Origin of the sequence: Lutibacter sp. A64 (genome assembly GCF_022429565.1) — a bacterium.
Lineage (GTDB): Bacteria > Bacteroidota > Bacteroidia > Flavobacteriales > Flavobacteriaceae > Lutibacter.
Genome location: NZ_CP092487.1, coordinates 776,591 through 789,730, shown reverse-complemented (window position 1 = coordinate 789,730; position 13,140 = coordinate 776,591). Strand labels below are relative to the sequence as shown.

Genomic DNA, 13,140 nt, shown 5'->3' with positions numbered 1-13,140 from the left:
AAAAATTAGTTTTTATTGTTTTATTTTACTTTTAAATTGCTTTAAAAACTTCTCTAATTTTGGGTTTATAACTGCTACACAATAGCCTTGTGTTTTGTTGTTGTTATAATAGTTTTGGTGGTAATTTTCAGCTTCATAAAAAACATTCAATTCGGTTACTTCAGTAACAATAGGCTTTTCAAACACATTAGCTTCAGAAAGTACATTTATAAATGCTTTTGCTTCATTTTTTTGATTTTCAGAATTATAAAAAATTGCAGATCTGTATTGTGTACCAACATCATAACCTTGTCTGTTTAACGTAGTTGGATCGTGCGTACTAAAAAACACTTCTAATATTTCTACAAATGTAATTTTAGAAGCGTCATATCTTATTTGAATAGCTTCTGCATGGCCTGTTTTACCTGTAGTAATTTCATTATATGCTGGATTTTTTAAAGTTCCACCTGTATAGCCAGAAGTAACACTTTCTACTCCGTTTAGCAATTGAAATATCGCTTCAGTACACCAAAAACATCCGTTTGCTAAGGTTGCTGTTTCTATAGTTTTCATTGAATTTAATTTAGTTAGTTTAGATTGTCCGTAAGTTGTACTAATTATAAAAACTACAATAAATACAGCTAAAATATATTTCTTCATTATTAATATTTTACAATAAGTCGAAATGCATACATTTTAATTACAATCGCTTTTATAATTCAAAAAAAAGAACTTTTATTCCTTTTATTTTATTTAAACTAAATATGTTCAAGCGTATGTACAACAGATTCTAACATCTCTTCTTTAAAATCTAGATGTGTAACCATTCTTAACTTGCCTTGCCCCATAGAAATTAGCCCAATACCAGCATCGTTTAACCTACTTATAAAATCTTGTTCGTTTATAGTATCAACTACATTAAAAATTATAATATTAGTTTCAATAGGCTCTACATTTTTTACCAACGCACAATTTTGAAGTGCAGCACCAATAATTCTAGCTCGTGTATGGTCAACTTCTAATCTATCTATATGATTGTCTAAAGCATAAATTCCTGCTGCAGCTAAATAACCAGCCTGACGCATTCCTCCTCCAAAAATTTTACGCACTCTTAATGCTTTTTCTATATGCTCTTTTGAACCTAGTAATAACGAACCAACAGGTGCTCCTAAACCTTTAGATAAACAAATTGAAATAGTATCAAACACTTTTCCATATTGTTCCGGACCTTCATTTTTAGCTACTAATGCATTAAATAAACGCGCACCATCTAAATGCAATGCTAAATTATTTGTGGTGCAAACTTTTCTAATTTTTAAAATTTCTTCAAAATCCCAACAAGCACCACCTCCTTTATTAGTAGTATTTTCTAACGCTACTAACCGTGCATAAGGAGAGTGAATATCTGAACGACCACTTAAGGCAGATTCTTCTAATTGTTTTGCCGTAAAAGTTCCTCTTGTACCATCTATTAAATGCGAAGTTACACCAGAACTAGCTGCGGCTCCTCCTCCTTCAAAATTATGTACATGAGCATACTTATCGCAAAACATTTTATCGCCATGGTGCGTATGTATTTTTATAGCCGTTTGGTTAGCCATAGTACCCGATGGAAAAAATAAAGCTTCTTCCATACCAAACATTTCGGCAATTTTATGTTGTAATTTATTTACAGTTGGATCTTGATTAAATACATCATCACCAACTTCAGCATTCATCATTGCTTTTAACATACCTTTTGTAGGCTTTGTTACCGTATCACTAATTAAATTTATTTGCATTGCTTAACTTTTATAAGTTCAAATATAGTGACTAAAATAAGAAGTAAAAGCCACTAAATTTTAAAATTTCAGATAAAACACACAATTTATTCAATATCAATTTAATTAATTTTCTTTGTTTAAAAATGAAAAGTTATTTTTGTATTTTTCAAACACCTATATGATATCTAACGAGCACATAAATAAACTACAAGAAAGAATTAATAAGTTAAAATCCTACCTTGAAATTGACAAGAAATTAATTGAAATTTCTAACGAGGAAGAGAAAACTGCAAATCCAGATTTTTGGAACAACCCAAGAGAAGCTGAAGTTGTAATGAAAGCTTTACGGTCTAAAAAAAAGTGGGTTGAAGATTTTGAAGCTATTAAAACATTTTTTGAAGAAACCTCTATCCTATTAGATTTTTATACTGAAGAAGAAGCTACGGAAGAAGAAGTAGAAAAATTGTATAACAAAACTATAGAACTATTAGAAAATTTAGAGTTTAGAAATATGCTTTCTGAAGAAGGAGACAATTTAAGTGCAGTACTTCAAATTACGGCTGGAGCTGGTGGTACAGAAAGTTGTGATTGGGCAATTATGCTAATGCGCATGTATTTAATGTGGGCAGAAAAACAAGGCTTTAAAATTAGAGAACTCAATTACCAAGAAGGTGATGTTACTGGAATTAAAACAGTTACTTTAGAAATTGATGGTGAATTTGCCTTTGGATATTTAAAAGGTGAAAATGGAGTGCATCGTTTGGTTAGAATTTCTCCTTTTGATAGTAATGCAAAACGTCATACAAGTTTTGCTTCTGTATATGTATATCCGCTTGTAGATGACAGTATAGAAATAACTATTAATCCAGCAGATATTGAAATAATTACTTCACGTTCAAGTGGTGCTGGTGGACAAAATGTAAATAAAGTTGAAACAAAAGTACAATTAACACATAAGCCAACAAATATTCAAATTTCTTGTTCAGAAACACGCTCACAACACGAAAATAGAGATAGAGCAATGCAAATGCTAAAATCTCAATTATACGAATTAGAACTTAGAAAACAGCAAGAAGCTAGAAGTGACATTGAAGCCGGTAAAATGAAAATTGATTTTGGTTCTCAAATTAGAAATTATGTAATGCATCCATATAAATTAGTAAAAGATGTTAGAACAGCTTTTGAAACCGGTAATGTAGATGCTGTTATGAATGGTGAAATTGACGGATTTATTAAAGCTTATTTAATGCAACAAGGACAAACAGAAAATAAAAATGAGTTGTAATGGACACTAAAATCGATACAATAATATTTGATCTTGGCGGTGTTTTAGTAGACTGGAAACCAGAATATTTATACCGAAAAATATTTAAAGGAGATGAACAAAAAGTACAATGGTTTATAAAAAATGTATGTACACCTGAATGGAATATTAAACAAGATGCAGGCAGAACAATTGAGGAAGCAAATGCTGCAAAAATTGCTGAATTTCCAGAATATAAAAATGAAATTATTAGTTTTTACAAGCATTGGGAAGAAATGTTCTCAGGTCCAATTACAGAAAATTTAGAACTTTTTAAAAGCCTAAAAGCTTCAAACAATTATAAAATATACGCATTAACTAATTGGAGTGCTGAAAAATGGGATATTGCTTTAAAATTATTCCCATTTTTTAAAGATTTTGATGGAGTTGTTGTTTCCGGACAGGTAAAATTAATAAAACCATTTCCTGAAATTTATAAGCTAATTTTAAATAAATACAATATCACTCCAGAACATGCCATTTTTATAGACGACAATAATGAAAATGTAAAAACTGCCAATACTTTAAATATTAAAGGCATTCATTATTCCAAAAAAATTAACTTAACAGATGTATTAAAATCTTTAAATGTAGTTTTTTAACAAAAAAATAAAAAAGCTTAAAACACAATAAATGGTAAAAAAAACTAAATAATCGGCAGGTTTTAAACAATATTTAGTACATTAGCATGCATTCAAATTGTAATTATTCTAATAATACAAAAATTGTTATGTTTAATAAAAAGTGTTTTTATGAGACGGATATTTTTATTTTTAATAATACTTACCCCTCTAGTTAATTATAGTCAAAACAATAACCCCCAAACTTATACAATTTCAGGAAAAATAATTGATGGCATTTCTAAAAAACCTTTAGAAGACGCAACTATTATATTTAAAAATAAAACATCTAACAGTATTAAATATGGTACTATTACCAATGCTAAAGGTAAATTTAAGATTGAAGTTAAAAAAGGGGTTTATGATGCTTTTGTTGAGTTTGTTTCATTTGAATCAAAAAAGATTGATTTATCAAACATTACTAAAAACACAAATATTGGCACTATTACGTTAGAAACAGATACCGAATTTTTAAATGAAATTGAAATTATAGGCGCAAAAAAAACAATAGATTTTAAACCTAATAAAATAGTTTACAATATAGAAAAAGACCTTGAAACTTCTGGCGGTGTTGCTAGCGATATTTTAAAAAATATCCCATCTGTTTCAGTAGATTCTAATGGAGAAATTTCTGTGCAAGGTCAAGGTCACGTTCAAGTTATGATTAATGGCAAATCATCCTCACTTTCTAGTGAAGAAGCTTTAAAGTCGCTTCCTGCAGGTGCCATAGAAAATATTGTAGTTATCACTAACCCTGGAGCAAAATATAGTAGTTCTGCTTTAAGTGTTATAAATATTATTTTAAAAAAAGGTAAAGATTATGGCTTAAACGCTTCATTAACTACAACTGGTGGACACAAAGATTATTATGGTGGTTTAGTTACTATTAATAACAAAAATGAACTTGCCAACTTTTATTTTAATTCTTCCTTTAATAAAAGTACAACTGTAGAAAATTCATTATCAGAAAACGAATATTTAGAAAACAACACAACTACTTCATTTTTAAATGAAAACAGTTTATTTAAAAACAATAAAAAAGTATTATACGGTACTGTAGGGGTAGAATTTAACTTTTCAAAAAACAGTATATTAAATACAAGTATTAATTACGTTAACACAAACAGCAATAGTAACACTTTAACAACTTCAAAAATATTTGATTCAGGGTATAGTTTAACTGAATTGAATGATAGAAATCTTTATGGCGATTTTCAGAATGAAATGGTTGAGCTTGCAACAGACTTTACGCATTCATTTAAAAAAGAAGGCCACGTTTTTTCTACATCAGTAACTTTTAGTAAAGACAACGATAAATTTGATAATAATATTACAAACTCTAATTCAAACTTTACAAATGACAGTTATATTGAAGAAAATAAAGCCACAAGTACATCCGTTGAATTAGAATATATTAATCCTATTAATAAAAATACTACCTATTATATTGGCTTTAAAGGAGATTATTTTAAATTACCTTTTAAGCAAACAACAAATGAATTAACTACAATAGATTATAGTGAAAAAATAAATGCAGCTTATATAGAATTTGAACATCAATCCGAAAAATTTTATTACGGTATAGGTTTACGAGCTGAATTTATTGACATGAAAACTGAATATTTAAACCAAAATAATATTCAAAAAGATAAGTATCATAAACTTTTACCTTCAATTTCGTTAGAATACCTAATAAATGATACAAAAAACTTAACTTTTAGTTTTTCTCAACATATGTTTACACCTGGTTATGAACAATTAAGACCTTTTGAAGAAAAATATAGTGAAACATCTTCTTTTATAGGAAACCCAACACTAGAGCCAATTTATATAGATGGATTTAATTTAGGTTTTTCTAGCTACAGTAATAAATTTACTTTTATACCAAGTATCTATTTTCAGACTTTTAAAGATTATTGGCAAAATGTAACCTATGAAACTGGCGAACAAGTAAACAATATTAATAAAATAATTACTATGCCTATAAATTTAGGTAAAGTAAATTATTATGGTATAAATATTAGTGCTACTTATAAAGCAAGTAGAATGCTAAGTTTTACCGGAAACATAAACATCTATAACTTCGATCAAAAAGGCACGTTTACAACACAAAATACGGCAAATAAAACAATTACTTTAGACTATAATTCTAAAAGCACTAACGGTTCTTTTAGCTTATTTACACAATTAAGAATACCAAAAATAATAGATTTTCAAATAAACGGAAATCACAAACTAAAATCTATTGGACCTTATTCAACAAGAAAAGCGTATTCGTATGCAAGTGCAGCAATTAAAAAAGATTTATTAAAAAATAATGCTTCATTAAGTTTAAAAATTGACGATTTATTTTTATCAAATAAAACAGATAGAGATCGTTATGACACCAATTATTTTTCTAAAAGCTTTATAAAAAATAAATATCGTACAATACTACTTTCTTTTACCTACCGTATCAATCAAAGTAAAAAGAATAGAACAATTGATTTTGATAAAAAAGATATTAAGCCAACCTATTAAATTACTATTTTTGCAGCAAAATAAATAAAATGAAAATATATCACAATCCTCGTTGCAGCAAAAGTAGACAAGGCTTAGCTATTCTAGAAGCATCTAAATTAACTTTTGAAACAATAAAATACTTAGAAACTCCAATTTCAAAGGAAGAATTAACAAATATTATTAAACTACTAAAAATTTCTCCTATAGATTTAGTTAGAAAAAACGAAGCTATATGGAAAGAAAAATTCAAAGACTTAGAACTATCTGATGCTGAAATAATTACTGCAATGGTAGAAAACCCAAAACTTATTGAAAGACCAATTGTTGTAAATAATGACAAAGCTGTAGTTGGTAGACCTCCAGAAATAATAAAATCTATTTTATAAAATTTAAGTTTTTTTTAACACCTCAAAACCTGCTTAAATAGTTATTACCCTAAATTATAATTTAATAAAAACTAGTTTAACAGACTAATAATTAGTAGGTTATATAAATTTTTATTGTATTGTTTTTGTTTAACAATGTATTAATTACATCAAACAGACATTAACACTCATTAACATAAAAGAAGTCTAGGCTAAGCTATATTTGCACTATATTAAACTAATAGATAATTCATGAAAAATATTGTATTTTTAATTTTAATAAGTTTATTTGCCACAAGCGTAAATGCCAAAACTTACGAACCTATAGAAAAAATTTCTATTTTAGGGAAAGTGATTGACAATGACACTAAACAACCTTTAGAATATGCTACAATAGTGGTTAAATCTTTAGATGGAAACATTGTTACAGGAGGAATTACAGATGTAAATGGTGAATTTGATATACAAGTAGCAAAAGGAACTTATAATATTTCAATAGAATTTATTTCTTTTAAAACACAAACACTTCTTAATAAAGACATTTCAAAAACAACAGATTTAGGCGTAATTTATTTACAACTTGACGCACAAGCTCTTGATGAAGTAGAAATTATAGCTGAAAAAAGTACTGTTGAAATTCGTTTAGATAAAAAAATATACAACGTTGGTAAAGATATGACTGTTAAAGGTGGCTCTGCTTCCGATGTTTTAGATAACGTACCTTCTGTTACTGTTGATGTAGAAGGTAATGTAAGTTTACGTGGTAATGAAAATGTTCAAATTTTAATAAATGGAAAACCTTCTGGTTTAGTAGGTTTAAATGGTACAGATGCCTTAAGGCAATTACCTTCCGATGCAATAGAAAAAGTAGAAGTAATAACAAGTCCATCTGCACGTTATGATGCCGAAGGAACTGCTGGAATTTTAAATATTGTATTACGAAAAGGAAAAGCCCTAGGTTTTAATGGTTCTTTAACTGCAAATGCTGGTAACCCAGATAATTTTGGAGCTTCTGTTAACCTAAATTACCGTACTAAAAAAGTAAATTTCTTTAACAGCACTGGTTATAATTATAGCAATGCACCTGGAAATTCTAGTAACAAAACTACTTACTTTGATGACAACGGAGCTATTACTAGCTATAGAGATGAACAAACAACCTACGAAAGAGAAAATAATAGATTTAATACAACATTTGGAATTGAGTATTTTTTAAGTGACAACAGCTCTTTAACAGGTTCTGTATTGTATAGAAAATCTGATGGTGAAGACATTGCAACAAATATTAACAGCCTATTAGATGCTGACTATATATTAGATAGCACCTACGAACGTATTGAACTTGAAAGTGATTTAGATGAAACTATAGAATATTCTTTAAACTTTACACAAGATTTTAAAACAGACGGACACAAATTAACATTAGATTTTCAATACGGAAAAAGTACTGAAGATAGTGATGCTATTATCAATACTAATGATGAAAATAATTTTACAGATGAAGAATCTAAAGATATTTTAGTACAAGCAGATTATGTTTTACCACTTGGAGAAACTGCACAATTCGAATTTGGTTTTAAAGCCACATTAGACGAATTAACTACTGATTATAGAGTTGAAAATTATGAAAATGGTGCATTTGTAAATGACACAGATTTGTCCAACCTTTTAAATTTCGATCAAGACGTTTATGCTGTTTATACACAATACGGGAAAAAAATAGATAAATTCTCTTATTTATTGGGTTTAAGATCTGAAACAACTGACAGAAAAATTAATTTAGTTGAAACTGATGAAGTTTATAATAAAAAATTTACTGAACTTTTCCCTACTGTAAATCTAGGCTTAGAATTTAATGATACTGAAAGTTTAACATTAGGATATAGCAGAAGATTAAGACGTCCAAGAAGTTGGTTTTTAAATCCTTTTGAATCAAGAACAAGTGAAACTCACGTTAGAAAAGGAAATGTAAACCTAGACCCAACTTATACAAACTCATTTGATTTAGGATATTTAAAAAGATGGGATAAATTTACATTTAACACCTCTATGTATTATAACCACTCTATTAATAATATAGAAATGGTGCAAACCGAAGAATACAGAGATGTTGATGGTGAACAAGCTTTAGTATTAATAACCAACCCAATAAACCTTAGTTCTCAAGACCGTTATGGATTTGAATTCACAACAAACTACACTCCTTTTAAATGGTGGAAATTAAACAACAGTTTTAACTTCTTTAAATCTGTAACTGATGGAGAATATGCAGGTATTAATTACGATTCTGACGATGTTAACTGGTATACTAGAATGGTTTCTAGAATTACTTTACCAGGTGCAATAGACTGGCAAACAACTGGTTTTTATATGGGCCCAAACGAAGGTGCTGTATCTAAAAGAGAAAGTATGCTTATGGTAAACTTAGCCTTTAGCAAAGATATTTTTAACGAAAATGCTACTTTAGCTTTAAATGTAAGTGATTTATTTAATACAAGAAAAAGAGAATCTACCACATACACTGAAACAACAATATCTAAAGGAGAATTTCAATGGAGAGAACGACAAATTATGTTAAACTTTACATATAGATTTAATCAACAAAAGAAACGAGAAAGACCTCAAGGCGGTGGCTTTGATGATGGTGGTGGTGATGAAATGTTTAAAGCATAACTAACTAAAAAATAAAAAAAGGACAATTAAATAATTGTCCTTTTTTTATATCTTAAATTCAAGTATTACACTATATCATACAATTTTTTTAAACTTCTATTCGCACCATTCTAAATTTATTTCAGAACCTTAACTTACTGTAAATCAATTATTATAAAAACTCAAAGACTCACAAATTTCTTATTGTAAAGGAATAACTAAATAGCTTTAATTAAAATAAACGCTTAAAATATAAACCAAAAAAAAGGGTAATTTTTCAATTACCCTTTTATATATATTAGAACCTAAATTATTTTTTAGGTATTGCTCTACCTTCTTTTCTATATTTCCAAGCTTCTTTAGCTGCGCCAAATATCCAATAAGGAATTGCAAATGTTAATAAAAACAACATCAACCAAAATCCCATTGTAAAGACTCCTAAAAATACTAAAAAACCAGAAAACTGAGATAAATCCATAACTTTTATATCTTATTTAATTTTTACAAAAATAATATTTATTTTTAATTAAACATACTACTTTTATAATTTATTTAAATGAAATTTTAAACCTTTAAATATTCCTATTTAAATTCAGCAAAAAAGTCATTTCCTTTATCATCAACTAATAAAAACGCTGGAAAATCTTCAATTCTAATTTTACGAACAGCTTCCATTCCTAATTCTGGAAAATCAACTACTTCAACAGATTTAATACTATTTTTAGCTAAAATTGCAGCAGGACCACCAATAGAACCTAAATAAAATCCTCCATTAGCTTTACAAGCTTCAGTAACTTGAAGTGATCTATTACCTTTTGCAACCATTACCATACTACCACCAACTTTTTGGAAAGGACCTACATAAGGATCCATACGACCAGCCGTTGTTGGTCCAAAACTACCAGAAGCCATTCCTTTAGGTGTTTTTGCTGGTCCAGCATAATAAATTGGATGGTCTTTAAAATATTGTGGCATTTCTTCACCATTTGCAAGCATTTCACTAATTCTTGCATGTGCCATATCTCTAGCTACAATTAAAGTTCCTCTTAAACTAAAACGAGTTTTTACAGGATATTTAGAAAGCTCTTCACGAATTTTATCCATTGGCTGATCTAAATCTAACTCAACAGCATCTTTTAAATGTGGAGCTTCTTTTGGTAAAAATTTCTCAGGATTTTTTTCTAGTTGTTCAAGAAAAATACCTTCTTCTGTTATTTTAGCTTTTACATTTCTATCTGCACTACAACTTACTCCTAAACCAACAGGACAAGATGCTGCGTGACGAGGTAAACGAATAACACGTACATCATGTACAAAATATTTACCTCCAAATTGAGCTCCTACTCCACTTTCTCTACAAATTTTTGTTATTTTTTCTTCCCATTCTAAATCTCTAAAAGCTTGACCTCCATCATTTCCTTCTGTTGGTAAATGATCTAAATATCCAGCCGATGCTTTTTTAACAACTGCTAAATTTGCTTCTGCCGAAGTACCACCAATTACAAATGCTAAATGGTAAGGCGGACAAGCCGCTGTTCCTAAGTCCATTATATGTTGCTCAACAAAATTGGTTAAATTTTCTTCAGTCAACAAAGACTTTGTCATTTGATATAAGTATGTTTTATTAGCAGAACCACCACCTTTTGTAATAAATAAAAATTCATAGGTATTTCCAGTAGCTGCATAAATATCAATTTGAGCTGGTAAATTTGTACCTGAATTTTTTTCTTTCAACATTGTTTGAGGAACAATTTGAGAAAAACGAAGATTATCAGTTTCATAAGTATTATAAACACCTTTTGAAATATATTCTGCATCATCCACACCAGTATATACATCTTCACCTTTTTTTCCTACACAAATTGCAGTTCCTGTATCTTGACAAGTTGGCAATTCTCCAGAAGCTGCTACCATTTGGTTTAATAACATAGTATATGCAACAAAACGATCGTTATCCGTAGCTTCAGGATCTTTAAGAATCTTTTCTAACTTTTCTAAATGAGAAGCTCTCAAGTAAAAAGACACATCATGGTATGCTGCTTGCGAAAGAAATTCAAGACCTTCAGGTGCTACTTTTAAAATTTTTCGTCCATCAAACTCCACTACAGAAACATGTTCTTTAGTTAATAAACGATACTTTGTAGTGTCCTTTGTAATAGGAAACGGCTTTTGATATTTAAATTCAGACATCTTATATATTTTTTTGTAACTTTATTTTTACTCCTGCAAATATACAAAATGGAAGTAAAAAACAGCTGCTACAAAAAAGGTTTATTTATCCTTTTTATTAATAACTTTTAAAGAAATTTAATTACAGACTTATTAATATAAGGCACAACCTTAAATACTAAAATTGGTTACTATAAAGCTGCTGAAATTAAAAATTCTGCACATAAAAACGCTACAACCTTAAAAAATGAAGCTATACGTTTAGCTAATATTACACTTGAAGAATGTGAAACCTGTGTAAACCTCAATAATATGATTTAGAAACACCTATTCATTATAAATTTTATATTTATAAACCTTTAAATCAACTATTTTAAAGTGTGTATTATCCTACGGTAAAGAAATAGTTACCAATTATTAGCTTTTTCATACCATCCGTTAATTTGTAAAAATATAACTCTTTATTGAGCATATATTTGCACAAAATTTATAATAAGATGTATCCCCACAAACACAATTTATTATTTATTTTTATAGTTTTATTGAGCCTTCAAACTAGTGAAGCAAAAAACTTTGAAAATAAATATACCGACTTAAATAGTAAAAATACAACTACCGTATCAGACTTTAGTAACATACTAAATTCTCCAATAAATCTTATAAGCCAAGACAAAGAGGAACAAGTTTATGGTGCCATTAAAAAGTATAATAAAAATCAGAGTTATAATGCTGGAGATATAGTATATTATAACTGTATGACTTGGGAAAAAATAAATAATTCACCAGCTGGTACTGAACCAGGAAATAGTTATGATGCTTGGGAATTTGTTGAATATTACGATCAAGGTGATTGTACTTTTTACAATGGAGTTCTTGAATATGATGCAAATATGATATACCCAACTGATATGGAGGTATATTACAATTGTACCATCTGGAAAAAAATAAATAAGTCTGGTGCTGGGACTACTCCTGGAAAAAGCTATGGTGCTTGGGAATTTGTTAATTATTATGATGGGGGTAATTGTACTTTTTATAATGGAGTACCTGAATTTGATAAATCTATGACTTACCAACCTGGAATGAAAGTTTATTATGACAATAACATCTGGGAAAAAATAAACGAAGTAGGTTCTTGGTCTACTCCTGGAGAAAGTGAATATAACTGGAGTTTAGTTGAAGAATATAAACTTTACGATGGTGCCGAAAAATATATTGAAGAAGTAGTATATCAACCTGAAACTGAAATCTATTTTAATTGTACACTTTGGAAAAAAGTAGATAACTCACCTGCTGGAACTGCTCCTGGAGCTAACAATGATGCTTGGGAATTTGTTAGATATTTTGAAAATAGTAATGAATGTACTTTTATAAATGGAGTTCCTGAATATGATGATACAATGACATATTTACCTGGAATGGAAGTTTATTATGATGGTAATGTATGGGTAAACAACACTACTAACCAAAAAATTTCTGGTGATACGCCTAACTTTAATAATAGTAAGTGGAGTGCCCAAAAATCACTTTCTGTAGCAGATGATATTTTAAAAGAAAATATTACATTGTATTACAATAGCAATAGAATTTATTACGATTTTTCGAAATTAGAAAACTCATCACAAATTGTTTGTTATGATGTAAAAGGAAGTCTGATTTTTTCAAAAGAAATAAATAATGATAAAGATGCAATTGATTTACCTTCAATTCAACAAGGATTATATTTCTTACAAGTATTAAATAACAATGCAAAAACCTTTAAAAAAATAATTGTTTTATAATATTAA

At 28.6% G+C, this 13,140-nt stretch carries 10 protein-coding genes and 1 pseudogene; 7 read left to right on the top strand and 4 right to left on the bottom strand.

Translation table 11 applies throughout. The features are described from left to right. Positions 1-12: 12 nt before the first annotated feature. Positions 13-639 carry a peptide-methionine (S)-S-oxide reductase MsrA gene (gene msrA / locus MKD41_RS03110; protein WP_371824281.1) on the bottom strand — a complete coding sequence of 209 codons (627 nt, stop codon included), beginning with the start codon at positions 637-639 and terminating at the stop codon, positions 13-15. Positions 640-737: 98 nt separating this feature from the next. Further along, positions 738-1,760, bottom strand: coding sequence for a threonine aldolase family protein (locus tag MKD41_RS03105; RefSeq protein ID WP_240243986.1), 1,023 nt, complete (start codon positions 1,758-1,760; stop codon positions 738-740). 160 nt (positions 1,761-1,920) lie between these two features. Here MKD41_RS03105 and prfB point away from each other — a divergent pair, with 160 nt between their 5' ends. From prfB to MKD41_RS03080, 5 genes are all read left to right on the top strand, one after another. Next, on the top strand, positions 1,921-3,027 hold the full coding sequence (gene prfB / locus MKD41_RS03100; protein ID WP_240243985.1) for a peptide chain release factor 2: 1,107 nt from the start codon (positions 1,921-1,923) through the stop codon (positions 3,025-3,027). Beyond that, a complete protein-coding gene (locus MKD41_RS03095; RefSeq protein WP_240243984.1) occupies positions 3,027-3,647 on the top strand; it encodes an HAD family hydrolase in 621 nt (206 codons plus the stop codon). Before prfB ends, MKD41_RS03095 begins: the two co-directional genes overlap by 1 nt. A gap of 150 nt (positions 3,648-3,797) precedes the next feature. Then, entirely contained in the window at positions 3,798-6,185 is a 2,388-nt protein-coding gene (locus MKD41_RS03090; RefSeq protein ID WP_240243983.1) for an outer membrane beta-barrel family protein, read from the top strand. A gap of 29 nt (positions 6,186-6,214) precedes the next feature. Continuing rightward, the gene (arsC, locus tag MKD41_RS03085; RefSeq protein WP_240243982.1) at positions 6,215-6,553 is read left to right on the top strand and encodes an arsenate reductase (glutaredoxin); all 339 of its coding nucleotides are present in this window, start codon (positions 6,215-6,217) and stop codon (positions 6,551-6,553) included. 231 nt (positions 6,554-6,784) lie between these two features. Continuing rightward, positions 6,785-9,205, top strand: coding sequence for a TonB-dependent receptor domain-containing protein (locus MKD41_RS03080; protein WP_240243981.1), 2,421 nt, complete (start codon positions 6,785-6,787; stop codon positions 9,203-9,205). Positions 9,206-9,494: 289 nt separating this feature from the next. Here the strand turns inward: MKD41_RS03080 and MKD41_RS03075 are convergent, their stop codons facing one another. Together MKD41_RS03075 and MKD41_RS03070 are read right to left on the bottom strand one after the other, a co-directional pair. Beyond that, positions 9,495-9,662, bottom strand: a complete 168-nt coding sequence (locus tag MKD41_RS03075) for a hypothetical protein (protein ID WP_240243980.1) — start codon at positions 9,660-9,662, stop codon at positions 9,495-9,497. 104 nt (positions 9,663-9,766) lie between these two features. Further along, positions 9,767-11,374 (bottom strand): fumarate hydratase, encoded by a 1,608-nt coding sequence (locus MKD41_RS03070; protein WP_240243979.1) that lies wholly within the window; start codon positions 11,372-11,374, stop codon positions 9,767-9,769. 144 nt (positions 11,375-11,518) lie between these two features. On the opposite strand from MKD41_RS03070, the pseudogene fumC reads away from it, so the two are divergent. Then, positions 11,519-11,674 (top strand): annotated as a pseudogene (gene fumC, locus MKD41_RS03065) (class II fumarate hydratase); the annotation flags it as partial. Positions 11,675-11,850: 176 nt separating this feature from the next. Next, a complete protein-coding gene (locus MKD41_RS03060; protein WP_240243978.1) occupies positions 11,851-13,134 on the top strand; it encodes a T9SS type A sorting domain-containing protein in 1,284 nt (427 codons plus the stop codon). Positions 13,135-13,140: the final 6 nt, after the last annotated feature.